Below are 24513 nucleotides of genomic sequence, written 5' to 3'. Positions count from 1 at the left end.
CGAACTTCCCTCACTTTCTAATCAGAAATATTTGATGATAATTTTAAGAATATTACAAATTATTTGTCTGTCAATAGTAAATCCTTATTTTCTTGCTCATTTCGAATAAGCAGGGATGGTTAAACTTTCAGCATTGATTTGAAAAAGTTGACGTTTACATTCGACATGGGGAGAATAACGGTAGGAGCGTGACACCATTTTATGATCAACGATCTTTTACATCGAGGATTAGTCGTCGTATTTATTGGATTTAATCCTTCGCCAACATCATCAGCTACAGGTTTTCCATACGCTCATCGCAGCAATCGTTTTTATCGTCTCTTGCATTCATCGGGTTTGACCCCCATCTTACACCCTCCCTCTGATAACCCCCATATGCTGGCTTGGTATGGATATGGATTTACCAATATCGTAGCTCGCACTACGAAACGAGCAGATGAAATCCGACCTGAGGAATGGCGAGCAGGCAGACTTATACTCAAAGATAAACTTTCTCTTTACAAACCTATCATTGCTTGTTTTGTGGGAAAAGGCGTCTACCAAAAATACGCTGAACGCAGTAAAGTTGATTTTGGTTTTCAAGAGTGTACTGTATTGCCTGACATGATGGAATTTGTCGCTCCGGGGACAAGCGGCTTAGTGAGAATGGATTTTGCCGTGCAAACTTCTATTTATGAAGAATTGGCCAAAAAAGTAGAGGAATTACGCAAAAAAGGGTATCGACCGCCTCGCCAGAATTGAAGAAGGGCGGTCGTTGTATAGTGGATGCGTAGCCCATAGAGTCAATTATTCAGATTGAGCAAACTCCCAAAGTTCCTCAATATCTTTTACCATCAATGGAACCAATGACTGATAAATTCTTTCTCCTTTTTCTACACTGGCTGCTGTTGCATCCCCTGAGTTTCCATGGGGAAAAATCCGCAACCCCATCTTTTTCGATTTGATTTTCCTAGATAATGTATCTTGATGATGATGAGCTACACTCATATCCACCAAAGACTCGTCAATCGCCAGAACACAAGAAGTTTCATCTTCTCCAGCGTGTCCGACAGCAGGCGCAATAGCTGCAATCTGTTCGCGATAATCGAGCCACCAGTGAATCGTCAACACATACGCACCGAGATCGGCCAAACATTCGGACACTTCATTGAGGGCCGAAATATTGCCACCATGTCCATTCAGCAGCACAATATGTCGAAATCCTTGATGAAAGAATTGCTCACCGATATGACGTACATAGTCTGTAAAAATTCGCTGTGAGACATCAATCGTACCAGGAAACGGAGCCAATGCCCATGAATGCCCATAGGCAATCTCTGGTGCCATCATGATACGCTTACCAAGAATAGCGTCGAGTCGTTTGACAAACTCTCGTGGAATCAGTGTGTCCGTACCAAGAGCACAGTGTTCCCCATGTGTCTCCAGCATGCCAATGGGAATGAGAACGGTGTCTATCCCTTTTTTTAACTGTTGTACGTACTCTCGTTGGGTTAATTTCATCATGTACATATCTCTAACCACCTATCGAATCAAAATGTGATAACTACATAACATCCTTAACTCAAGACGATGTTGCTGCGTTAGAAGATACCCACCAATAATTCATCTGAGGAAATCCCGTTAAAGCATTACCGTATTGAACAGTTCCATGCACTTGGGGAGCATGTACTGCGAGTGTGGCCACATTGCCATCCCAGAGAACAGGCAGATGCAAGGCTGTAAAATATTCATATTTGTAAAATGCTTGCATAGCCTCTTCTGGTGTCGCGTAAGGTTGATGCGTAGCAGCAATCAAGGCGTCCTCCTCCGGATTGCTGTAGCCAAATCCAGATGGAGCGTTGGTTGCAAACAACTGTCCGCCGCTTGGATAATAGCCGGGCCCGTTATAAAACCAGGCAAGTCCGTTGGACATCTCCCAATCTCCAGGATTTTTGGCGTTGTAGGTAATCGACTCCTGAGTACTGGCTGGCATGCTTTTTAGCGTTACGTCAATTCCCTCTTGTGCCCAGTCTTGTTTCATAATTTCTACCTGATTTTGTTCTGATGCCGATCCGGCAGCATAAATCATGGTAAATTTCAATTTTTGTGCCCCTTTGGTCATGATACCATTGACTAACTTCCAACCATGGGCTTCCAGAAGCTGCTTCCCTTTTTCTGGGTTATAAGGATATGGGTTTTGACTCAATTGACTATCAAAAAAAGCAGTATGTGGTATTTGCGGAATCGGTCCGTCCAAGGGAGGAGCAAAACCATGATAGACCGCTTGATCAATACTTTCGTTATCAATGCCCATTTGTAACGCTTGGCGAATATATAGTTTGTCAAACAAACGGCGTACAGGTGAGCCAGGGAACATGTTCAATTGTGTTTCAAAATATCCAAACGCATATTGAGGTGTGATCACTTCACCTTTGGAAAGAAGAGCTTGTCGTGAACCGTATTGACTCGGATCCAGATAGCCTACATTAATGGACCCCGTTCTCAGACCGGAAAATTCTGCCGTATTGGAAGCTTCATACTGAAAAATAATTTTGTTCACGATACTTTTATGGCCACTGTATCGCGGATTCGGTACAATTGTCCAAGACTGATTGGGTACAGCGCTCACTAATTGAAAAGGTCCGTCAACTACAGTATCAAACATGGGATTAGTAGCTTCGTCACCTAAATATTTAATCTCCTTCTGGATATTTTGATATTTGTCCCAAGCACTAGCTGGTAAAGGTGTCAATTGAATCAATCCATTGTAGATAAACCACTGTTGATTGGCTGGATGATCCAAGGTGACAGTAAATTCATAAGGACCATTCGCTTTCAGACTTTTTATGCCGTTTGGAATATCCCCCGTTCCAGCTCCAACATACGGCCATGGCGAAGGGGCGTTTGCTGCAGAAGCAGCTTGAATGACATGCCAAGAAAAAAGAATATCTTTGCTGGTGACAGGATGACCATTAGACCAGTGCCATTTGGGACTCATAAAAACATGGTAGACAGTCCCCTGGCGATTGTAGGTAATTTTACTAGCAATGGAAGAATTCCAATCGATCTCGAATTGATTGTTAATCCAAAGCAACGGTTTATAAAGCATGTTGATGAATTGGGCATTATCAACGCCATCATCCTGAATGTTAAAAAGCGGGAAAAACCAATTCAAATTCGCCTGTGGTGGCTCTGCAAAAATTATGGTTCCCCCTGGCGTTGGATGTGCTGTTCCATTGACAGTTTGCCCAGCCGTTCCTTTTGAAGGTGTCTGACTTGCGCACCCTGTTACTGCCATACAAAGTCCCAACCCAATGAATACCATAGAAGATATTTTACGCATGGAATGATTCCCCACTCTAAACCCCCCTCTTTTCCATTCAAGAAACCAACGCCCACTTACTTTTCATTTACTCTTTGTTTTGATCGATCTCGTATGCAAAATGATAACACTGACCTTTTTGTCAAGCTCCAAATAAGTGTTAACAGTTTTCATTTTCAATATATCATAAAAATCTGTAAATTCAAATCATAAAAGAGCGGTTGACAATCTTTGTTTCATAAGGTGAGATAGATTGAAGAAATAAATTACGCTTTAGACGAACATAGACCCGAGGTGCTTTATGCCAATAGATTCGTTCTCCGCAGGAAAAATTTATCGAACCTCATTATCCAACGAAGTTGTGAAAGAAATTCGCAAAATGATTTTAACTGGTACTATCAAACCTGGCCAACGTATCAATGAAGTCCATTTAGCACGGGACTTGCAGGTTTCACGTGGTCCTGTGCGAGAAGCGCTGCTGATGTTGAAAAATGAAGGTCTGGTGACACATGAAGTAAATAGGGGCGCTACTGTATCGATATTATCGGCAAGAGACGCTTACGAGATATACACGTTTCGCGCGATGCTCGAAGTCAATGCTATTGAAATGGGTCTGGAAAATTTGCAAGACGAGCATTTACAAGCACTCTCTCACTCATTAGAAAGATTTGCGCAATCCGTTCAAGAGGCAAATGCAGAAGAACTGATTGCATGCGATATTGAGTTTCACAAAGTGATTGTTGGCTTGTCTAAGCATTCTCGTTTGATTCAAGCTCATAGCCAAATGGACAGCCAGGTTGGGGCAATGTTTTTAACCATTGCTAACGAATTGCCCAAAAGAGTAAATCGAGTTGTTGAGATTCATCAGATTTTGTATGACGCTCTGGCAAGCCGGGATAAAGAGAAGATCATTCAAGAGTTAAATATGCATTATTTGTCGACTCTCAAAGAATTAGAATCCAAACTAAAAGAAGCGCATGGCTAACCATGCGCTATCTATAAAACATCTTCGTATTTTTAAGCGCTGACTTCCGGTGATGCGAGTTTAACTTTTGAACTGCCAACCAAACGTTCAACAGGAAAGACTCGGCGAACCTGCACCGTAATCAAAGCTGTGATGACAGCTTTAGCTGCATCGCCAGGCAAATATGGATAAGCGGCTAGAACCAATGCCTTGGAGAGTGATAAATGATACAGATGAGCTAGCCAACCCACCCCTGTCACATAACAGAGCAAATCACCAAAAACAAAGGCTATGATGGCAATCCAAACAAAGGAAACTGGACCGTTACCACGCACTCTGCGAATCAGATAACCGGCAAGTAATGCGCAGATAGGATACATCCAAACGTAGCCACCCGACGGCCCAACAAGCACGCCAATTCCCCCGCTGCCATCCAGCATAGGTACACCCAGGGCTACTAGAACCACTACCAAAAGCATACTCAAAAATCCATAGCCACCACCTAACAGTGCCCCGGCGAGCATAACCATCAAATTTTCCAATGTAATGGGTACCGGAGTAAAGGGCAGTTTGAATGAAACAAAACTGAGAACTGCTAATAATGCCGCAAAAAGTGCACTAAAAATGATGCCGCGAACTGTGATACGCAAATGAAATTCATCCTTTCCCAGTTTATCAAAGTAGACAAACCGATTGTTAATATATAAAATTTAATAGGTTGACAATTGGATTGTAGCATAAGTTTAAAAGAGTGCAAGTAGACCTTCTTTCAATTGAAACAACCGACATCATTGCTGGAGGAATAGAGTTGGATACACCTGTTTTGTTAGAACTTCAAAATGCTTCATTCGGTTATCCGACGCATCGCGGATGGGTAGTCCTATTGCACAATCTCTATCTGACATTATATAAAGGTCAGTGGTTAGTCGTATTAGGACCAAACGGTGGGGGAAAATCCACCTTAGCCAGAGGCCTACTCAGACTATCACCAATATTGGAAGGGAGTTTAACTGTATCTTCCACTTCTTCAATGATTTTAAGATATATTCCGCAGCGATTGGGAGCGGGAATCCTGGGTGAAACCGTTGCTGATGAATTAGCAACTGCTCGCAACTGTTCGTATACAGGCAAACAAATAGCTGATCTGCTTGAAGAGTTGGGGTTGTCTGTACCACTTCATTCTCCGGTAAAAAAACTTTCTGGCGGGCAAAAACAACTTCTCTCATTTGCCTCTGCACTTTTAGACAACCCTGACTTACTGATTGTCGATGAAGGAGCCGCCATGTTGAATCCAGCCATCCGTCATCGGTTACTAAACTTTCTTGAAAAAAAAGTTCGCCAAACCAATTTATCTATACTCTGGATGACTCAACAATTAGAAGATATTTTTTACGCTGACGAAATCGCCATCGTGCAAAACGGAACGTTACTCACTGGCTGGCATGCTCGTTCATTTTTTTACTCAGAAGAAAGTCCATGGCAGCCAAGCACATGCAGAAAACTAGGATATATTCCCCCCTTTTCCATACAAGTTGGAGAAGAGTTATATCGCCGCGGTATCCCTTGGTCTGAATTGCCGTTACAAGAAATACAGTCCTTAGAAAGTGCTGGTGTACATTCGTGAATTTACAATTCGAGAACGTAACAGTTCAACATGCAGGAACAGCCAAACCACTATTTGAAAACTTACAAATACAAGTAGAATCAGGGAAAATCCACGTCTTGCTTGGACCTATCGGATCGGGAAAATCCAGTCTCCTACAGGTTGTAGCAGGGTTGTTACCGATACAGTCAGGAAGCCTTTGGATGAACAACAGACCTCTAGAAAATGAACACGACAAAGAATGGTTAAAAAAATTTGCGCTTGTTTTTCAATCCCCTGAGGAAAGCATGATGGCAAGTACCTTAGCCAAAGAATTTGTCATCAGTCACAGTCCTTTTGCCAAAACACCTCCATCATCAGAAGAGATGGCTTATGCATTGTCCAAACAAGGTTTACCAACCTTGCTCCTGCAACAAACGCCACTTTCACTCAGTGGCGGTCAAAAAAGAAGGGCAGCAGTTGCGGTTGAGACTTCTGTACCTGCCGAATGGCTGCTATGTGATGAACCTACCGTGGGATTAGATGGTGAATCACTTAAAAAACTGATAGAAACTCTTCAAAATTGGAAACTGGAACATCCAGAAGGCGGCGTACTGGTTGCCACTCATCAAATCGATGCGTTTTTATCAGTCGCTGACCAGTTTCTGCTCTTGGCGGAGGGTGGAGACATTCGCCAGTGCCATTTATCTGAACTATTCTTACATCCCGAATGGCTAGAAGAAATTGGAATAGAAATACCGACGGTTTTACGCTTGCAGTCTCAATGGATATCCGAAGGACGAGACGTGCCAAACACACGCCTTTTGAGCGCTGAAGAAGTGGCCAACTTCCTCATGGAAGGTTGGACGGTGCGTAAACCTCATTCAGAAAACGAGCTTATGGAAAACCAGCATAGGAGAAGTGTATTAAGAGAAATAGAAGAAGCCAACAGCAAAACACAGAGGCGGACTCATATTGACTTACGCATACTTTGGATAGGCACTTGGTTCGTCACGTTAGGGTGTTTATTCACTCACGATTGGGCAGGTACCCTGCTTAGCTTGGCAATAGCTGTGTCGTCTATATTTTTACTCGGCGCTTCACCAGTGTCTGTGCTCCGCCAGATGCGAGCGCTCTTTTATCTGTCTGTGATTACCCTTCTGTTTGCAGGCTTGTCCCTGCATTTTCACCCATATCTCAATTTGGGCTTCCATCCAGTTTCTATGCTGCAAGCCCTACAGACCAGCATACGCTTGTTAGCCGCCGTTGCGCTTGGTCTCATTGTTCCATTTACAACCAGTGAAGCTGAACTCCAACAGGCGCTTGCATCTATTTTACAACCACTTTCCAAGCTGCGTGTGCCCACAGCGGCACTTTCTTTTGCGACTGCTTATGTACTGCGTTTTCTACCTCATATTCAAGAAGAGTGGCATAGATTTCAAATCATTCATCTGGCTCGCTTCAAAAAACGTCTCAGTTTTTGGCGTCTCCCCTATATCTTTGTGCCATTTTTACTTGTTTTGTTACAAATGGCTGAAGACACAAGTGACGCATTGCATGCCAAGGGGATGGTACACTTACGTGACATCACGGTGCATCCATCCCCTTGGAAACTCAAAAGATCGGATATTTTTTGGTTACTGACTGCCAGCTCACTTACGGTTTGTCTATTTCTTCTCTGAGAACCAACTCTTGTTCAGCCGCTTTTTCTTTGCTAAATCGACGCAGCCGGAACAAAAGGAAAACATAATAACCTAGATAATAAGCAATCACCAAGTAGAATAAAAAGAAAGTCAGAGGATCGCTGGTTGTAGAGAGTGCACTTGGTTTGACGTTATGAAGCAGCTCAGACTGACGAATTTTCTGATACAGTTCAATATAACGATAGGCAAAGCGAAACACAAAAAGAGCAATAACCACCATGCCAATCCAGGGATTGGCGCGATAATACACTCCATCTTGACGTTGTTCAAATCGAGTGCCGCGCAAAGCTAAATAGGCTAGCAAAAAACCAATTACCAAACCCAGCACTGCGTAGAGAAAGAGGATAGGATGCAAAGTAGCGCCAGAAAGAAGCAATACAGCCACTAAAGCAAATAAGATCGATCTCGTTACGAGTAAAGTACGGCTGGCTTTTTGATAGGTTAGTGTACGCCGAGTACGCATATAGAGTGAAAAAAGAAGCAACAAAACGACTACAATGATACTGACTATACTTCCCAGGGGGCATCCGCCTCTCTCAGTCTTCTACAAGTGCATCATACTTGTCAGCCAGTTGAAGATCTAATACTGTTATACCTCTTGCGTGCCAGGATGTCAGTTCTAATGTTACTACGCGAAAATCAATCTGAATAAACGGGTGATGATTGTGTTCCTCTGCAATCTCCGCCACTTGGTTGACAAATTGTATAGATTCAGGAAAAGTTTTAAATCGGAATCGTTTACGAATTCGCTTATCCTGTCGACTCCAATCACGATGTTCTTGTAACCATTCCTGTAACACTTCTTCGATGACAGGTGTATCCATACCCTCTCTCCTTCAATGCAGAAGTGCTTCTTGAATTTTTATCCAGACACACGCAGGACAATTTTACCCATATTTTGATTGGACTCCATGTAGGCATGCGCTTTAGCGACCTCTGTCCAATCAAAAACAGTATCCACCAGCGGAGCAATTCGTCCTTCATTCAAGCCATCCCGTGCAAATTGATAGAATTCACGAGTCAGACGAATTTTCTCGCTCACCGACCGTGATCGTAATGCTGTCCCAATAATTTGCAGACGTCTTTGCAACAAATAACCTAGATCAAGCTGCTGAACTTGCGTTCCACCCATCGTTCCAATGACAATCAAACGTCCATCGACAGCCAAAGATTGAATGTTTTCTGCAAAATAGTTAGCCCCGATAAAATCCAGTATGATATCCACACCGCGTCCATCTGTCTCTTTTTGCACAAAAGGCAAAAATGGACCCTCTTTGTAATTCCAGCCCGCTACAGCACCCAGTTTTTTGCAGACCGAAATTTTCTCTGCCGAACCTGCGGTGACCAATGCAATCGCTCCCACCTCACGAATCAATTGTAAGGCTGAAGTTCCTACCCCACTGGCACCAGCATGAACCAGAACAGTGTTTTCTTTACGTACTTTTCCCAACCAAAACAAATTGAGATACGCGGTTAGAAAGGCTTCTGGTATCGCTGCACCTTGTTCATAAGACATCGAGTCTGGCAATGGCATGGCCATTCCCGCGGGAATTTTGACATACTCCGCATACCCACCACCTGGCAACAGCGCAGCCACACGGCTACCCAAAGTAAATCCTTCCACATCTGCCCCGACTTCCACCACTTCACCAGCCATCTCGAGCCCCAGAATTTCTGATTCCCCAGGAGGAGGCGGATAAAATCCTCGACGTTGCAAAAGATCAGCTCGGTTGAGAGCGGTAGCATGTACACGAACAAGCAAATCGTGAGACCCAATCGTCGGTGTAGAAGCCTCGCCAATATAGAGAACGTCTGCATCCCCAAACGTATCTTGTCTTACTGCTCGCAAAACATCAACACCTCGCTTATCAGCTTGTATCTTCTATCATAACACGGGATGTCCCTGGTCACACGGTTTGCACTGCTCTTCTCAAGCTGAAGAGAACTATTTGCTTGGCATAGACATCCATCAATTCTTCCGATTCACCAAGCAGTGGAGCCGAACGAAAATGTAAATGAGCATGTCCCATAGCCCATTCCTTTAACTGACGATCCAATTGAGCAGAGAGACGTCCAGGAAAAAGCAGGTGCGGCAAGACAAGACACTCTCTTACCCCAGACTTTTCAAGGCGATGAAAAGCTCTCGATAATCCTGCCCCTAAGCCAGCGAAAAAGGCAGATGTTTTTTTCAAATCAGGAAACGAAGCGCTCGTCTGCTGAACGATCTGTTGAAAAATCCGATAGGAATGTGGATACGAGGAACCACGATTCACAAAAAGAAGAGCATCTATTCCCGATTCCTGCTGTAATGCATCATGAATGTGTTGCTGATAAATTTTTACCAGCCTCTCATGATCATTTAATGGTGATGACATTCGTACTCTAAGATGAGGACAATCTCTCTGTATATCATCGATAATACGCGGTAAATCTGCCAGCGCATGTCCAGCACTGAGCAGTAAGAGCGGCAAAATATAAAGTTCTCTAATGCCCTCTTGCTGATACATTTGGGTAGCAACTGCATAGATATCAGGTGTGGAAATTTCTAAAAAAGCCAATCGGCAAAGCGCATTCTCCCATAATGGATTCTGCGCCTTTAGCCTATTGGCTACACCTTCCGCAAAACAAGTCGCCGCTAAAACGCCTGCTGGCACTCGAGTTCCATGAGCAACCAGCAACACGCCGCGTCTCATGCAAACGCCTCCCTACTTGACTTGGCATCTCTATTTATAAAAAGAACATCCTGATTATTTTCCAAATATTGAGCAACTTTTTCTCCATCCCACCAAACAAGCGTCTGCAAATGATTTTTCCATGCAGCAGGGAAAAAAAGGTCTAGAGATTTCCTTGGTATATCCCCTTCTATCCACACTGCATGTATACTTTCAGGTTGCCAAAGTTGCTGCAACGCAGTTAAGGCTGCTGGCCGCAAAACATGTCCATTCTCTTCAAAGACAATATCCATGGCTTCACCGCCAAGTGATTCTATACGGCGCACCCAGTGGTCAGCTAATGCCCTATCACGAGTCACAACTAAAATACGTGATCCAAATAAAGGTTGGGACGACTGCCAATCGAGAATAGGGGCCAATCCTCTATGCGTAAGTGGGATGCCTGCATATGCAAGTGCTCCTACTGGGGAAGTCACGCCTGGCACAATTTCGTAGTCAATACCTGCTTCTCTTAACGCAAATGCCTCTTCCCCGCCCCTGCCAAACACAAACGGATCGCCACCTTTAAGACGGACCACTCTCTTTCCTTCACGTGCTGCACAGATCAAGCATCGGCAGATTTCCTCTTGAGGCATAGTATGTTTTCGATTGGCTTTACCTACATAAACAGCCTCAACCTGTGGAGACGCATAGCTGAACAATCGAGGCGAGATGAGTCTGTCATAGAAAAGAATGTCGGCCGTTTCAATGACCTCTTTTCCCCGTAAAGTCAGGAGCCCTGAAACACCTGGTCCAGCACCAACCAGATACACCTTCCCATTCATAACCTCCCTCCTCCCAGCTTTGATTTGCAGATGTTATCCAATCACTGCTGCTTCCATCTTAGCGCGCAGACCGTCCAAACCAACTCGATGACAATAGGCTCCAAACGTTTCATGGGTTGCAGCGGTTTCCGCATAATCTTGCAATACAGGGCGCAAAACCTCATCAAGTTTCTCTATTGGAACCAATTCAAGTACACGCATGTTTAATTGATTTCCCAAGATTCCGCCACCCAAAAAGATATCGTATTTGCCAGGTGTTCGACCGACAAAAGCAATATCGGCAATATAAGGACGGGCACAGCCATTAGGACAACCTGTCATACGAATGGCGATGGGCAAAGAAATCTCGGAAAGCCCTGTCTCCGCCAATAATTTTTCCATCCGTTCCATAACTTCTGGAAAAACCCGCTCCGACTCAGCGGTCGCAAGACCACAAGTTGGAAGCGCGGGACAAGCCATGGAGTGAAGAACCGCTTGTGAATAATCCACTGGTAAATGGACACCCGCATTTCGCAATTTTTTCTCCACCTCATCTCGCTGTTGCGAGTGAATGCCAACCAAAAGCAAATTTTGCTGTGAAGTTAACTGTATATCGAATTCGTACGTCTCCAATAATTCTTTCAATACACTTTTGAGGCGCATATCATGGGTATCCATTATTCGTCCATTGCGAACAAATAGACCCAAATACCATTGGTCATCTTTCAAAGAGTGCCAGCCAAGATGATCGGAGCCACTCAACCAAACAAGCTGCCGAGGCGAAGCCAGACGATAGCCCACTCGATTTTCTAACTCTTCCTGAAACCATGAGATCCCCCGCTCATCCAGCAAATATTTGAAACGAGAATAGCGTCGGTCGCTGCGATTTCCAAAATCACGTTGAATTTTGACAATCTCCATGGATACCTGCGCTAGTTCTTCTGGTGTCACAAAACAAAGCGGTGTCGCTAAGCGCGGATACGTATCGGGAATGGATGCGGTTCGGCCCATACCGCCTCCTACAAGCAACGTGTATCCCTCGACCTTTTCCTCCGCGGGATCTGGATGCGCTACAATTCCCAAATCATTCGCATAGATATCGACACAATTGTCGCCCTCAACTGTAAAACCAATCTTAAATTTGCGAGGCAGATAGACTTTGCCGTATAACGGCTCTTCTTCCGGCAAGTCCTCTTCGCTATTCCATCGTTCTCCGTCTAACCATATTTCGTGGTACGCATTTGTCTTTGCACTAAATTGCGAGACCATTTTGTGCAAATCACTATGAATTTGCTTGCGAAAACCATTTTCAAGCGGATTGCCACAACAGATAATGTTGCGCACCTGATCACCACAACCACCAAGGGTGGTAATCAACACCTGATGGAGGTGCTGCAACGTGGATTTGACATTCTCCTTCAGAACACCGTGTACCTGAAATGTCTGCCGAGTAGTTATGCGCAATGTTCCATTGCCGTAAGTATCTGCGATATTATCAAATTCCAGATACTGACTTGCATTCAAACGACCTCCCGGTATCCGGGCGCGAATCATCATAGAATAATAGCGTTCCCTGCCCAGCCGCTTGGCTTCTGCACGCAAATCGCGATCGTCCTGTTGATACATACCGTGAAACTTCAATACTTGCACATTTTCTTCAGAAAAATGGCTGCTGCCATCCTGTAGCGCTTCCTCGATAGTTCCACGCAGATGCCGGCTGTTCTTTTTGATAATTTCTACTTTGGATAGTTTTGTTTCTGAGGAATGTTGCTCAGCCAACCGTTATCGCCTCCCGCAATCCTTCAATCAAAACATCAGCAACCTCAGGTCGAGTGAATTTCGAAGAAGGACGTTCTCCACTGCGAAGAATCTGGCGTACTTTCGTACCCGAGAGGATATAGCGATATTCCTCATCGTGCGGACACGTTTTTTCTGAAGCCATGGTGTCACACTTGCTGCAGAAAAAGCTGTTCTCATAAAACAACGGAACAATTCCTAATTCTTGCTCGGAAAAATGTTCAAAAATTTTCTGCGCATCATACGTTCCGTAATAGTTGCCCACGCCAGCATGATCGCGACCTACAATAAAGTGCGTACAACCATAATTTTTCCTGACCAGTGCGTGCAGCACTGCCTCTCTCGGACCAGCGTAGCGCATGGCGGCAGGATAGACACCTAGTAAAACGCGATCGCTCGGATAATAGTGTTGAAGCAACACTTCATAACTCTTCATTCTTACCGTAGCTGGAATATCATCTGCTTTCGTCTCACCCACAAGCGGCTGAAGAAACAGTCCATCCACAATTTCCAAAGCTGATTTTTGAATAAACTCGTGAGCACGATGCACTGGATTGCGCGTTTGAAATCCAACAATCTTCCGCCAGCCGCGTTCTGCAAACATGCGCCGCGTTTCAACCGGATCGAACGTATGAGATGAAAATTGAGAAATTTGCGGACGATTTAAAATTTCGATGGGGCCAGCCAAATAGACATCAGGACGTGCCAACAATTTAGCAACACCCGGATGTTCCTTGTCTGTTGTACGATACACTGCTTGTGCTTCACGAAGTTTGTCTGCCTTATATTTTTCTTCTACTCTGAGCGTCCCATAAATTTGTCCGTTTTCTCCATAGAGGGCAACCATCTCTCCTATTTTGATTTGATGGGCTTCCTCTTCACAAACAGCCAAGGTAATAGGAATCGGCCATACGGTGCCATTTTGTAGACGCATATTCTCTAAAATCGACCAATAGTCTGCTTCCCCTTGAAATCCTGTCAAGGGAGAGAAGGCACCAATTCCAATTAACTCCAAATCAGAGAGTGCCCACATCGTAAGTACAATGGATTTCCAATCCTGAGCTTCGCGAATCCGTTCTGCACGTTCTTCTCCACGTAATTCTCTAGAAACCAGTTGTCCGCCATGCGCTTCCATATCTATACCACTCCTAATCTTTCTTTAGCCGATCCGTTACTGATGTAAACCGCACTCTGTCTTATCAAATCCCGCCCAACGACCAGCACGTGAATCTTCACCTGGTTTGACAGGACGTGTGCAGTGTAAACAGCCGATACTGGGATAACCGCGATCGTGCAAAGGGTTGTAGGGTACCTGGTGTTCATGAACATAGCGCCACACATCTTTCTCAGACCACGTGGCTAACGGATTGACTTTCACCAAGCCAAATTTGTGATCGACCTCAAAGACCTGTGCATTGGCGCGCGTAGGCGATTGCTGACGGCGAATACCCGTAACCCAACCATCATATTCCTGCAGAACACGTGTCAGCGGTTGTACTTTGCGCAAATCGCAGCATTGATTGGGATTGCTCTGCCAAAGCGATTCTCCATACTGTTCTGCCTGTTCTTCCAAGGTCAAAGCGGGCCTGACTTGCCGTAGCCGGGTCAATCCATAGCGTTCTATCGCCTCGTTACATAACGCATACGTTTCAGGAAACAAAACATCTGTATCTAAGTAGAACACGTCAGGATTTGGGCTTAATTGACTGAGCATGTCGAGCAAAACCATATCTTCAATGCCAAAAGAGCAGGCGAGAGTTATATTTTCCACACGGTGCAAAGCTTCACGCAAAATCTCTTGCGGTGAAGCATTTTCATACGTTGCTGCCAATGATTCAATTTCAATTGGACTGATGGCTAAAGTTCTCACGTTATTCCCACACCTCTTTATTATTATTCCGATTGGAATACTTTAATTTTATTCCTATTGTATGGCCAGCGACCCACGAGGTCAATAGGCAAAAAAAATAACCCGCTGACGCGGGTTTTTTGGATATGAAGACCCAGATTGGTTCTGATGAAGTCCGCAGCTTAAGAGTGAATCGATTTTACGTTCAATCGCTGCCGAGCTACCTGCACACTGGCATATACAATCATCAGTACCAACCAAATGAGACCGGCAAAGACGGAAACACGTGTCAAGGGAGATAAGAAGATGGCTAAGATAGCACCGGCCACAAGGACGATACCTATCCAGGGAAGTATGGGCCAAAAGGGCATGGCGTAACTAAGAGTCTGACCATTTTGTTGAGCTCGCCGGCGTAAAACGACTTCTGTCAGCAAAATCATCAACCAAGTAAACAATGAAGCAAACGCTGAGGCGCTCGTAATCCAGACATAGACGTTGTTAGGTGCTAGATAAGTAATAAGAATGCCTACCGAAATGGCAAGAGCCGTTAACCAAACTGCCACACTAGGAACCTGATGACGGTTTAAACGTGTTAAATGAATTTTCTCGATATTACGCTCTTGAGCCACTCCATACAGCATACGACTACCACCGTAAAGTCCTGTATTACAGGAAGAAAATCCCGATAGGACAATAATCAAATTGACCAAGGATGCAGCAAAAGGTATACCTATTCGACTGAAAAGAATGACATAGGGACTTGAATTACTGCCAATCAGGTGTTGCCAAGGAATCACGGTGAGCACAACAAACATCGAACCGACATAGAGAATGGCAATCCTTACAGTAACGGAGCGAAATGCGCGGCGCATGACTTTTTCAGGTTTAGAAGACTCGCCCGCTTCAACTCCCAGAGTTTCCACACCACTGTATGCCTGAACCACCAGCGAAACAGCCATCACAACACCAAGCCAGCCGTGCGGCAGAAAACCACCATGAGCATAAAGGTTAGTCAAGCCTAGAATTTCTCCTCCACGAAAGATGCCTGTGAAGGCAAACAGCAGTCCAAAGATAATAAAGACAGAAATGGCCATGATTTTCAGTACAGCAAACCAATATTCCAATTCACCAAATACGCGCACCGCAAGGAGATTGGTAATGGTGAAAAGCGCCAAAGCAATGACACCCGGCAGCCACACCGGAAAGTTAGGCAACCAAAACTGAATCAATTTACCAATTGCTGCTAACTCACTCATCACGGTAGCTACCCAATAGAACCACCACATACCTGCCATAATCAGACGCATACGAGCTCCAAACGCTTCCCCCGCAAACTCACTGAATGAACCAGAGGTTGGCTGATGGACAGTCATTTCACCGAGCGCCCGCATCACAATAGCTACAATAATGCCACAGAGGATGAAGTCAAGAATGACACCTGGACCTGCCAGCCCAACGGACACAGTCGCTCCGTAAAACAACCCTACCCCAATCACACCGCCAATGGCGAGCATTTGTACTTGTCGATTGACCAAGCTTCGTCGCAACGGCTTTTTTACAGTATGGGTAACATCCTGATTTTGTTGCATCATCAGCATCCTTTGCACACTCTAATCTCTCTCGCGATTTTCCTACTATTATACTATACTTTAACGTTGCCAGTTGGTGAGTACTTTTAAGTAAAGCGGTCCTTCCTGCGCTTTCACTCGCTCCGCTAATGACTGAGGTGTATCATTGGGTAGAACTGGTACAGTGGCTTGAGCTAAAATTTGACCGTGATCGTACTCTGCATCTACAAGATGCACAGTTGCCCCCGTTACTCGCTCCCCTGAAGCAAGAACAGCTTGATGTACATGAATACCATACATGCCCTGCCCTCCGAATTTCGGAAGCAAAGCTGGATGTATATTAAGAATACGCCCTTCAAACGCTGCCAAAGTTTTCGATCCGATTTTTCGCATATAACCTGAGAGTACGACTACATCCGGTCTGGCTTCCTGCAAATGAGCACAAACAGCTTCATCTTCAGAAGCATATGGATGGTGATCTCGAGCGTTCACTATCACACGCGGAATCCCATTTTCAGCAGCATATGCAAGACTGCTACTGTCTGCCCTGCTGGCAATCAAAAGCACTGGTTCGGCTGACAAAATTCCCGTTTTAACCGCTTCAACAAGATAACGCATACTACTCCCGTTATGAGAAGCCAAAAATGCGATACGCAAGCTATCATCTCTCCTATCTTGGACATATTCGATCGACACGCAATATGTAATTCATGGTATTGCACCATACACAGTAGGACATTTGCCGTTTAGAGCGAATTTCCCCCTTAACGCTGTAGGCGATATTTGCATCCAGAGGGACATCCACAGGCGAAGGACGTGAACATTTTTGCTGTATCTTAGGAAATATCGTAATCGACACCCCAAAATGAAACGTCTTTTGGGGAGTGCCTGTATGTTTTTCGCGTTGACTGGCACACCGATAGTAGAAGCGGCGACACCCAACTATACCATGTCCAAAAAGTCCATTATCGTCAATGGGCAAACCGTTGAACAACCGTATGGATTTGTCTACCAGCAAACTACCTATATGCCGCTCTATTATGTCATGCAAGCGCTCAAACCTTTAGGTTTTGTCAGCCAATGGAATGGCCATCTATGGACAATCACTTCCTCAAGCCATTTCCATCCGTCCATACTGCCGCCGCAAAACCATGCTACAGACAGTTTAATACTCAATGAAACCCCTCTTGAGCATTTCCCGACTCTGGTAGCGATTGATCCTGATTCAGGGGCGCCAACCACATACATACCTATCTGGTATATTCAGCAGGCGCTGACGGCCATTGGTATCCAAAGTAAATGGAATGGAACGACATGGACATTGACATTTAACGTCAATCCTGCTGCTTCAATTCCTGAGTATGCTGCTTATCAAAGCCCAACCAGTCAACCTGTGGACTACACTTCCTTCATACAAGCTGAAGCTGCCGTTCAGTCAAGCAATGTAGGTTATGTTGTCAACACCTCAACGAACCAGGTGGTCGTCTGGCCAAAAGACGACTGGTCTTTAATGGACGATCAATATTTCGCGGCCTCTTTTTTACCAGGATACTCATTTCCCGCACCTTCTTTTGCTGTTCCTGGAGCAACCTATGTTTCTCTCAATGCTGTACAAGGTAGCACGCCTAACGACACTGTTTTCTACCAAATTGCTGAAAATGGCACATATATAGACAAATGGGCCGGTAACTACGAGGATCCTTATCGTCAAGTTGATTTGCGTACACCTGCGCCAGCTGGTTTGACTGCCAACAAAATCAATGCCTTTCTCCAGTCTGTTGTACCCAACTCTGGCTTACAGGGACTCGGTCAAGCTATCCTGCAAGCAGCCCAAACTTATGGCGTCAATGCTACATATTTGCTGGCCCACGCAATTCTGGAGAGCAATTGGGGCACCAATAGTCTGGCTACCGAAAAAAACAACCTTTACGGTTATGGAGCATATGATGCCGATCCGTTTGCCGACGGAGGCGTTTTTCCAAGCAAGACATACACCATTCAATTCCAGGCTTGGTTTGTACGCAATACTTACCTCAATCCAGGCGGTCCTGAGTATTACGAATCCCCCACACTAGATGGCATGAACCAAAATTACGCAACTGACCCCACCTGGAGCCTGCAAATCGGCGAACTCATGCGAATGATTTCCCAATTTGCTGGACTTCATCTCAGTCAATACACAATCTACCAACCGGGATCGGCCTCACCGCCAGAGCCAGACAGCAACGAACCTGTTTTTTCTTTTAACGGTGCTTCTGCTATGCTGAAATCTGCCACAACTTCTTCTCTTATCCCGATATACAGCAATCCTGACACGGCGCTCAACTCGTTTGACAACACGCCAACAGGCAATTGGATTTCGGGAATGCAAGTTCAAGTCTTGCAAATGGAACAAGGATTCTGGCAGGGATATGTTACTGCTTGGTATAAAATTCAGAGCAGTAACTATACGGGCTGGGTAATGGGTCAGAACTTGCAATTTAACAACATCTATCAACTAAACTCGAAAGCGAATCAACCCATTCCGGTATACAGCAACGCCCAAGTTAACAGTACTTTGGAAACCACATTGCATACCGGTTCCTGGGTGGTCATGCCAAGCTATAACGCAGCCAGTCAGGATATGCTGCTGATTGACTATGTCAACCCTCTGACCGGAACACCTGAAACGGGTTATATTGAAAGTCAGAATATCACCGTGAACAAGGTAGCACAAAATTCTGCAAACGCGTAAACTGCCATTAGACAGAAGCCCAGAGCGGCAACTTAAGGAAGGTGTCATTGTGACCGTACCTATGTCAAAGCGACTCGCTACTTTAGAAACTGGCATTTTTGCTGAACTAGCTCTTGAAAAAAGGCGTTTGCAAAAAAATGGTGTCGATATTATCGATCTCAGTGTGGGCAGTCCGGACATGCCTCCGCCAGCCTTGGTCATGGAAAAATTAGCAGATTATGTTCGGCAACCAGCCAACTACGCGTACAGCATCACAGGGTTAGAATCTTTCTCTGACGCCGTCGCACATTTTTACGCTAGCCGTTATCAAGTGCAACTCGATCCTCAACATGAAGTCTTGCAATTGACCGGTACGCAAGAAGGTTTGTCACATTTGCCGATGTGCCTGCTTAACGAAGGCGATATCGCATTGGTTCCCAATCCTGGCTATCCTATTTACGATGCTTCCATCCGTCTCGCCGGCGCAACCCCCTATCCCATTCCACTTTTGGAAGAAAATCATTTTTTACCTTGTCTTGAAGATATACCCGAGGGTATTTTGGCACGCGCTAAAATGATGATTGTCAACTATCCTGGTAATCCTGTGACGGCTTTAGCCACCCATGAATTTTTTGAGCAGTTAGTCGCCTTTGCCAAACGCCACGATATTTTCATTGTTCACGATTTCGCCTATTCTGAACTCGTTTTTGATGGCGTTCGTCCCATTTCCTTTCTCTCCATACCTGGCGCCAAAGAGGTGGGCGTCGAATTTAATTCGTTATCCAAGACATTTAATATGGCTGGCTGTCGAATTGGTTATCTATGTGGCAATCGAGATGGGATCGAACGATTGGCATTGCTCAAATCGCATATTGATTTCGGCAACTTTCTCCCCCTTCAGCGCGTAGCCATTGATGCTCTTCTAGCTCCACATGAATTATTTGAAGCGCAACTGAGTGAATATATTCATCGACGCGACCGTCTCTGTGAGGCGTTACAAAATGTTGGTTGGCCAGTAGCCAAGTCTCCAGCCACCATGTTTATCTGGGCTAAGATTCCTGATGGTTTTCAATCACGAGAGTTTGCCTTGAATGCGCTCCGTGAAGCGGGGGTGGCCATGACACCAGGAAACGCGTTTGGCAGTGAAGGTGAGGGGTATGTACGCTTAGCGTTGGTACAGCCCGTCCATCGACTGGAAGAAGCCGCTCAAAGAATTGGTGTATACCTGAAAAGTGTTTCTCATGCCGTGAATCGGTAAAACCTTATCATACATGTCCTTAATCCCGCCGCACATTTATGATGCGGCGGGTATGCTTAGTTGGTATTTTCATTTTCCCCATGAATAGCCATGGCAGCAGCTTGAGCTTCCAATTTCCTATCCGATGGCAAAAGTATGGACAGAATGGCTGCAATCAATGGCAAAAATCCAAGCAAGTAAAATACTTTAGAAACACCCATTGTATCTGCAAGGGTACCAAGGAAAAAAGCGCCTATCCCACCTGCCCCCACTCCAAATCCAATCGTCAACCCTGAGGCTAGCCCAACACTGCGTGGAAGCAATCTTTGCGCATAAACCACCGTAACTGCAAAAGACGAAAGAACGGACAATCCAAAACCAAACAACACAAGGACTGCCCAAAATCCACGCACATGCGGGACAAGAAAAGCAAACGGAATCGCCAAGACCATAGAGGCAACTAGCAAGGTTTTTTTACCAAACCGATCGGAGAGCGGGCCGCCAAGAAAAGTTCCCAAAGCGCCTGCTGCCAAAAAAACGAATTCATATAACTCGGAAATTCTTACTGGCACATGGAACTTATCAAAATAAAAGGGCAAAAATCCCGCTACACCAATTTGACACCAAGAACGCAAAATGATGACCCAAACCATCATCACCATACCAATGACGTGGTTTTCGCCAACAATAGACTTACGATTACTCCGTTCCTGCAAAGTCCCCTTTTTGTACCAAGGTAAAATTCTTAAGGTTAAAAACAAACCGAGTAACGCGAGGATAAAAAACCACGTCAGCCCACGCCTGCCCAAAGGCAAAATAAATAAGGAAACCACCAAGGGTCCAAGTGCCTGCCCGCTGTTACCGCCTACCTGAAAAATAGATTGTGCCAACCCCTTAGCCTTGCCAGACGATGCTAGATGTGTGCCTCGCGACGCTTCGGGATGGAAAGCTCCAGAACCCAAGCCAGAAATGCAGATGGCTACAGTTAACCATACATATGTGGGAGCAAGACCAGCTGCGGCCAGGCCTGCGCAGGAGAGAAAAATTCCCATCGGCAGTATCCAGGGCCAGGGATGTTTATCCGTCAAAGCTCCAAAAAACGGCTGTAAGACAGAAGATGTCAAATAAGAAAAAAGGACAACCAAACTCGCTTCCGCGTAACTCAAATGAAAGGCTGATTTAAAAACAGGCAAAAGCGCTGGCACCATACCGGTTGTCATTAAATCATTCATTAAATGAGTCGCACTGAACGTCCATACTGCCCCCGAACGAATGGAACGACTCGATGCTGTTATCTCATTAGCCATTGATGTTCCCCTTCCCTAAATCGAACATCCATAGGTAGAGTGCAGAATGAACTGGGCGATTCGCTGTCATGACGCAGACAGACGAATCGCCACTTGAATAGAATCCATTTACCTCTGAATTGTTTGTTATAAAAAATTAGAAATGCAGATGCAAAAGCGCCATAATCGCTACAATCACTCCAACAATGATACAATACCAACCAAACGGACGAAGCGCTTTGACTTCATGCGTGCTGAAATAACGCATCAGGAAGGCTGTTGAAAGAAATGCCACAATCCCTGCCAAAAGACCGCCCACCAGTCCTAAATGAAGCATGGCACTAGAATTGCTTTTCAGCATTTTAGGAACTTCCAATACACCTGCCCCAGCTATGATCGGTGTAGCGAGCAAGAAAGAAAAGCGAGCTGATTCTTCATAAGACAGCCCCGTACCGAGTCCCGCCGTCATCGTGATACCGGATCGGGAAAAACCAGGGATGAGAGCAAATGCCTGCACAATGCCAATAAAGAAACTTTGAACATAAGAAATTTGCTGAATTTCCTTGCTGGCTCTGCGTCTGCGTAACCTGTCGGCCAGAAACAGGACAAAACCGTTGACAATGAGGAAAATAGAGGCTGATAAGGCATTAGGAAAGAGTTCTGCAAACTTGTGTTGAAGCAGTTTACCAATGATGGCGGCTGGTATGGTAGCCACAATAATTAAGCCAAGAATCCTGCGTTCATGCGGTTTTCTCATCCACAGGGAAGAAATCAAGTCCACCCAGTCTCTCCAGAAATAGATGAGTAACGCAAGAGCAGTGCCCAAGTGCAACATGACAATGAAGGGCAGAAACTGCTTGGAACCAGAGATGCTGGTCCAATGAAATAAATAAGGTAAGATGACACCGTGACCTACACTACTGATGGGGAACAGCTCGGTAATGCCTTGCACCAGCGCGTAGATATAAATTTGCGAGGCATGCATGGGTTTCGCTCATCCTTTCAGAGATGGACAGTTCTCTGCGATTATACCGAAGGATAACCAGACATGTCGACCGAAAAGCCGTTTTTTTGTCAAACTTCGTCATTCATTTGCTAAAAAATTCGCCAAATTTGCCGCCATCCCATTCTTTGATTATCATAGAAAAGAAAGAGTTTACATATGGGAGGCTAGATATCAGATGAATCGTGAGCAGGTGACTCAACACTGGTTTATGCACCGTAATGTGACACTGGATATCCTGCAAAAGCTGCCGGAGAGCGCTCTTCATTTCAAGCCTTGGGACGGTGCTCTGAGCTTAGCCGATTTAATCGTTCATATGCATGGATCCAGCTTAATGTTTAGCGGAGCTGTGAAAGCTGGTCGTTTTGAGCGCCCAAGCGGACAACAAGCGGCTAAACCAACTACGCTTGAAGAACTGCGACAACTTGCGGCACATATGACCGAAGAAACCAAAAACACTCTGCTTGCCATTCCCCAGGAACATTTAGAAAAACCAGTGGAAGGAACAGAAATGTTTGGTGGAGGACAACCTTTGCAAGGGAAGACTGTACTGTCCATCATGATTGACCATGAGATCCACCACAAAGGGCAACTATTTGTTTATGCAAGAATGGTTGGCGTCCAAGAGATGCCTATGTTTATGAAAAGAGCGTAAAGCCTCCACTGCATCTGATAGATGATGCCCCGTGCGCATCGACTTGCACATGGGGCGTTTGTGAATAAGACCATAGCTTATCCATCTTCTCTGAACGAGATCATATCCGAACTTAAACGAGCATGATGGATTTGCGTCTCAGTCTTTTGTGCGAGCCGATAAAAACCAAACAATCCCAATCCACCCATCATACCTACTAAAATAGCCATCCCCAGACCAGAGAGATGGGCTCCAATTGTAATACTTGCCGAAGCGAGTACTCGGCCAAGTCCCCAAGCAACGCTCATCAGAGCCAGATACATCGTTTTCCCATCATCTGGTGCAATATCTCCAACAAACGATTGACGAACGGGTACATTGAAAATTTCACCTACAGTAGCTACAGCCATCAAGAAAAACAGGCTGGTGGCATTGGTAAAGAAACACTGTAACGCAAAACCCACCGTGTTCAATCCAATTCCCAACAACAAAACACGTTTTTTAGACATGCGGCGACTGACAAAAACAGCAAGAGACGCCAGACAAACAACAATCATCGTGTTTTCAGTTTGTAAAAACCCAACCACAGAAATTCCTGTGAGTGATATTATCCAGTGCCAGACATGGAGTTGCACCGGTTGAAATGTCCGCAACAGATGGACCCCAATGTCGTTTGGCAATTCATTTTCGACTGTAGCCACAGCCACTGTCGAAAAAAAGTAAATCAAAAATGCTTTATCCTGAAGGATAGTTTTTATCGTATGACGGACCTGTGACAGTCCGCCCCTGCCATGTTGCAGCGGCATTGGTTGGTAAGTTTCAGCAATCAACAGGTAAGTAATCCACCAATTGACAAACACAACGCATGCCATGACAAGAAACAGCCAAAACCGATAAGGATAAAAGAAAATTGCTCCAATGGCCGATCCGATGGCCAACGTTAGATTCATCAGCCAATAAAACAGTGTGAAAACAAACGCCCGCGACTCTTGATTCGTTACATCCAAAATCATTGCCTCGTCGACCGGTCCATAAATCCCCCAACACATATTCCCTAGCGTGAACGCTATCAACGTCAACGTAGCGGAGGACCACCATGGACTATTTGCCATGGCCATGACTAGATAGATCAAAACAAACATAGCTTCCGCACTGAGTAAAATTTTACGTCGCCCTACGCGATCGGCAAAATAAGCGCCAAACAAACTGGCAAGCAGAGCAAGAACCATACTTACGGCAAGCAAGATACCACTTAAATCGGCACCAAACGCTTTCGCAAAATAGATTCCCATAAAGGGAATCGTTGTTGACTGGCCAACTCCGACAAAAAAGAACACCAACGCCCGAATGCGAATATTAGGATGGAGTAACTTCCAATTCATGTGAAACCCCTCTCTCAAC

General features: G+C 45.1%; 23 protein-coding genes. 7 read left to right on the top strand and 16 right to left on the bottom strand.

From position 1 onward, the window contains the following. The first annotated feature begins 201 nt into the window (after positions 1-201). Positions 202-741 carry a mismatch-specific DNA-glycosylase gene (locus ACOJUR_RS03370; protein ID WP_072873043.1) on the top strand — a complete coding sequence of 180 codons (540 nt, stop codon included), beginning with the start codon at positions 202-204 and terminating at the stop codon, positions 739-741. A 45-nt stretch (positions 742-786) separates the two neighbouring features. Here the strand turns inward: ACOJUR_RS03370 and ACOJUR_RS03365 are convergent, their stop codons facing one another. Together ACOJUR_RS03365 and ACOJUR_RS03360 are read right to left on the bottom strand one after the other, a co-directional pair. Continuing rightward, positions 787-1503, bottom strand: coding sequence for a creatininase family protein (locus ACOJUR_RS03365; RefSeq protein ID WP_420949249.1), 717 nt, complete (start codon positions 1501-1503; stop codon positions 787-789). A 58-nt stretch (positions 1504-1561) separates the two neighbouring features. After that, the gene (locus ACOJUR_RS03360) at positions 1562-3337 is read right to left on the bottom strand and encodes a peptide ABC transporter substrate-binding protein (protein WP_420949248.1); all 1776 of its coding nucleotides are present in this window, start codon (positions 3335-3337) and stop codon (positions 1562-1564) included. 265 nt (positions 3338-3602) lie between these two features. Between ACOJUR_RS03360 and ACOJUR_RS03355 the strand changes: the two genes are divergently transcribed. After that, the gene (locus ACOJUR_RS03355; RefSeq protein ID WP_420949247.1) at positions 3603-4286 is read left to right on the top strand and encodes a GntR family transcriptional regulator; all 684 of its coding nucleotides are present in this window, start codon (positions 3603-3605) and stop codon (positions 4284-4286) included. Positions 4287-4318: 32 nt separating this feature from the next. Here ACOJUR_RS03355 and ACOJUR_RS03350 read toward each other — a convergent pair whose 3' ends face one another. Next, the gene (locus ACOJUR_RS03350; protein WP_072873040.1) at positions 4319-4915 is read right to left on the bottom strand and encodes a biotin transporter BioY; all 597 of its coding nucleotides are present in this window, start codon (positions 4913-4915) and stop codon (positions 4319-4321) included. 101 nt (positions 4916-5016) lie between these two features. Here ACOJUR_RS03350 and ACOJUR_RS03345 point away from each other — a divergent pair, with 101 nt between their 5' ends. Next, the gene (locus ACOJUR_RS03345; RefSeq protein ID WP_420949246.1) at positions 5017-5889 is read left to right on the top strand and encodes an ABC transporter ATP-binding protein; all 873 of its coding nucleotides are present in this window, start codon (positions 5017-5019) and stop codon (positions 5887-5889) included. Then, positions 5886-7529 carry an ATP-binding cassette domain-containing protein gene (locus tag ACOJUR_RS03340; protein ID WP_420949245.1) on the top strand — a complete coding sequence of 548 codons (1644 nt, stop codon included), beginning with the start codon at positions 5886-5888 and terminating at the stop codon, positions 7527-7529. Before ACOJUR_RS03345 ends, ACOJUR_RS03340 begins: the two co-directional genes overlap by 4 nt. Here the strand turns inward: ACOJUR_RS03340 and ACOJUR_RS03335 are convergent. The 10 genes from ACOJUR_RS03335 to purN all read right to left on the bottom strand — a co-directional run bounded on the left by ACOJUR_RS03335 (position 7504) and on the right by purN (position 16896). Beyond that, complete coding sequence (locus ACOJUR_RS03335) at positions 7504-8049, bottom strand: CcdC protein domain-containing protein (RefSeq protein ID WP_255567423.1); 546 nt, start codon at positions 8047-8049, stop codon at positions 7504-7506. The genes ACOJUR_RS03340 and ACOJUR_RS03335 overlap by 26 nt on opposite strands. 37 nt (positions 8050-8086) lie before the next feature. Next, positions 8087-8374: a 4a-hydroxytetrahydrobiopterin dehydratase gene (locus ACOJUR_RS03330; RefSeq protein ID WP_072873036.1), complete on the bottom strand. Its 288-nt coding sequence runs from the start codon at positions 8372-8374 to the stop codon at positions 8087-8089. 38 nt (positions 8375-8412) lie between these two features. Further along, positions 8413-9399, bottom strand: coding sequence for an NAD(P)H-quinone oxidoreductase (locus ACOJUR_RS03325; protein WP_072873035.1), 987 nt, complete (start codon positions 9397-9399; stop codon positions 8413-8415). Positions 9400-9457: 58 nt separating this feature from the next. Next, positions 9458-10243 carry a sirohydrochlorin chelatase gene (locus ACOJUR_RS03320; RefSeq protein ID WP_420949244.1) on the bottom strand — a complete coding sequence of 262 codons (786 nt, stop codon included), beginning with the start codon at positions 10241-10243 and terminating at the stop codon, positions 9458-9460. Next, positions 10240-11046 (bottom strand): uroporphyrinogen-III C-methyltransferase, encoded by an 807-nt coding sequence (gene cobA / locus ACOJUR_RS03315; RefSeq protein ID WP_420949243.1) that lies wholly within the window; start codon positions 11044-11046, stop codon positions 10240-10242. The genes ACOJUR_RS03320 and cobA overlap by 4 nt, the downstream gene beginning before the upstream one ends. 33 nt (positions 11047-11079) lie before the next feature. Next, the gene (locus ACOJUR_RS03310; RefSeq protein WP_420949242.1) at positions 11080-12804 is read right to left on the bottom strand and encodes an NADPH-dependent assimilatory sulfite reductase hemoprotein subunit; all 1725 of its coding nucleotides are present in this window, start codon (positions 12802-12804) and stop codon (positions 11080-11082) included. Continuing rightward, positions 12797-13957 carry a sulfate adenylyltransferase gene (gene sat, locus ACOJUR_RS03305; protein WP_306954237.1) on the bottom strand — a complete coding sequence of 387 codons (1161 nt, stop codon included), beginning with the start codon at positions 13955-13957 and terminating at the stop codon, positions 12797-12799. The genes ACOJUR_RS03310 and sat overlap by 8 nt, the downstream gene beginning before the upstream one ends. Positions 13958-13993: 36 nt before the next feature. Next, positions 13994-14677 (bottom strand): phosphoadenylyl-sulfate reductase, encoded by a 684-nt coding sequence (locus ACOJUR_RS03300; RefSeq protein ID WP_420950493.1) that lies wholly within the window; start codon positions 14675-14677, stop codon positions 13994-13996. Positions 14678-14853: 176 nt separating this feature from the next. After that, a complete protein-coding gene (locus ACOJUR_RS03295) occupies positions 14854-16260 on the bottom strand; it encodes an amino acid permease (protein ID WP_072873029.1) in 1407 nt (468 codons plus the stop codon). Positions 16261-16320: 60 nt separating this feature from the next. Continuing rightward, positions 16321-16896, bottom strand: coding sequence for a phosphoribosylglycinamide formyltransferase (purN, locus tag ACOJUR_RS03290; RefSeq protein WP_420949241.1), 576 nt, complete (start codon positions 16894-16896; stop codon positions 16321-16323). 235 nt (positions 16897-17131) lie between these two features. On the opposite strand from purN, the gene ACOJUR_RS03285 reads away from it, so the two are divergent. Next, a complete protein-coding gene (locus tag ACOJUR_RS03285; protein ID WP_420949240.1) occupies positions 17132-18973 on the top strand; it encodes a glucosaminidase domain-containing protein in 1842 nt (613 codons plus the stop codon). 61 nt (positions 18974-19034) lie between these two features. Continuing rightward, positions 19035-20210, top strand: coding sequence for an aminotransferase class I/II-fold pyridoxal phosphate-dependent enzyme (locus tag ACOJUR_RS03280; RefSeq protein ID WP_420949239.1), 1176 nt, complete (start codon positions 19035-19037; stop codon positions 20208-20210). A gap of 56 nt (positions 20211-20266) precedes the next feature. On the opposite strand, the gene ACOJUR_RS03275 is transcribed toward ACOJUR_RS03280, so the two are convergent. Both ACOJUR_RS03275 and ACOJUR_RS03270 read right to left on the bottom strand, forming a co-directional pair. Next, complete coding sequence (locus ACOJUR_RS03275; RefSeq protein WP_420949238.1) at positions 20267-21496, bottom strand: MFS transporter; 1230 nt, start codon at positions 21494-21496, stop codon at positions 20267-20269. Between the two features lie 136 nt (positions 21497-21632). Continuing rightward, positions 21633-22460: an undecaprenyl-diphosphate phosphatase gene (locus ACOJUR_RS03270; RefSeq protein WP_072873025.1), complete on the bottom strand. Its 828-nt coding sequence runs from the start codon at positions 22458-22460 to the stop codon at positions 21633-21635. Positions 22461-22656: 196 nt separating this feature from the next. Here ACOJUR_RS03270 and ACOJUR_RS03265 point away from each other — a divergent pair, with 196 nt between their 5' ends. Beyond that, positions 22657-23133: a DinB family protein gene (locus ACOJUR_RS03265; RefSeq protein WP_420949237.1), complete on the top strand. Its 477-nt coding sequence runs from the start codon at positions 22657-22659 to the stop codon at positions 23131-23133. 77 nt (positions 23134-23210) lie between these two features. On the opposite strand, the gene ACOJUR_RS03260 is transcribed toward ACOJUR_RS03265, so the two are convergent. Beyond that, entirely contained in the window at positions 23211-24494 is a 1284-nt protein-coding gene (locus ACOJUR_RS03260) for an MFS transporter (protein WP_420949236.1), read from the bottom strand. Positions 24495-24513 lie beyond the last annotated feature (19 nt).

Source organism: Alicyclobacillus tolerans, from assembly GCF_048984885.1.
Classification (GTDB): Bacteria; Bacillota; Bacilli; order Alicyclobacillales; family Alicyclobacillaceae; genus Alicyclobacillus_I; species Alicyclobacillus_I tolerans.
The sequence above is the reverse complement of the archived record's forward strand: the minus strand, read 5'-3'. Positions and strand labels throughout refer to the sequence as shown.

Bases quoted from the DNA above. Each gene is read 5' to 3' on its own strand.
- ACOJUR_RS03370 (WP_072873043.1), top strand. From the start codon at position 202: ATGATCAACGATCTTTTACATCGAGGATTAGTCGTCGTATTTATTGGA.
- ACOJUR_RS03365 (WP_420949249.1), bottom strand. From the start codon at position 1,503: ATGATGAAATTAACCCAACGAGAGTACGTACAACAGTTAAAAAAAGGG.
- ACOJUR_RS03355 (WP_420949247.1), top strand. From the start codon at position 3,603: ATGCCAATAGATTCGTTCTCCGCAGGAAAAATTTATCGAACCTCATTA.
- ACOJUR_RS03330 (WP_072873036.1), bottom strand. From the start codon at position 8,374: ATGGATACACCTGTCATCGAAGAAGTGTTACAGGAATGGTTACAAGAA.
- ACOJUR_RS03320 (WP_420949244.1), bottom strand. From the start codon at position 10,243: ATGAGACGCGGCGTGTTGCTGGTTGCTCATGGAACTCGAGTGCCAGCA.
- cobA (WP_420949243.1), bottom strand. From the start codon at position 11,046: ATGAATGGGAAGGTGTATCTGGTTGGTGCTGGACCAGGTGTTTCAGGG.
- sat (WP_306954237.1), bottom strand. From the start codon at position 13,957: ATGGAAGCGCATGGCGGACAACTGGTTTCTAGAGAATTACGTGGAGAA.
- ACOJUR_RS03295 (WP_072873029.1), bottom strand. From the start codon at position 16,260: ATGCAACAAAATCAGGATGTTACCCATACTGTAAAAAAGCCGTTGCGA.
- ACOJUR_RS03285 (WP_420949240.1), top strand. From the start codon at position 17,132: ATGTTTTTCGCGTTGACTGGCACACCGATAGTAGAAGCGGCGACACCC.
- ACOJUR_RS03280 (WP_420949239.1), top strand. From the start codon at position 19,035: ATGTCAAAGCGACTCGCTACTTTAGAAACTGGCATTTTTGCTGAACTA.
- ACOJUR_RS03275 (WP_420949238.1), bottom strand. From the start codon at position 21,496: ATGGCTAATGAGATAACAGCATCGAGTCGTTCCATTCGTTCGGGGGCA.
- ACOJUR_RS03270 (WP_072873025.1), bottom strand. From the start codon at position 22,460: ATGCATGCCTCGCAAATTTATATCTACGCGCTGGTGCAAGGCATTACC.
- ACOJUR_RS03265 (WP_420949237.1), top strand. From the start codon at position 22,657: ATGAATCGTGAGCAGGTGACTCAACACTGGTTTATGCACCGTAATGTG.
- ACOJUR_RS03260 (WP_420949236.1), bottom strand. From the start codon at position 24,494: ATGAATTGGAAGTTACTCCATCCTAATATTCGCATTCGGGCGTTGGTG.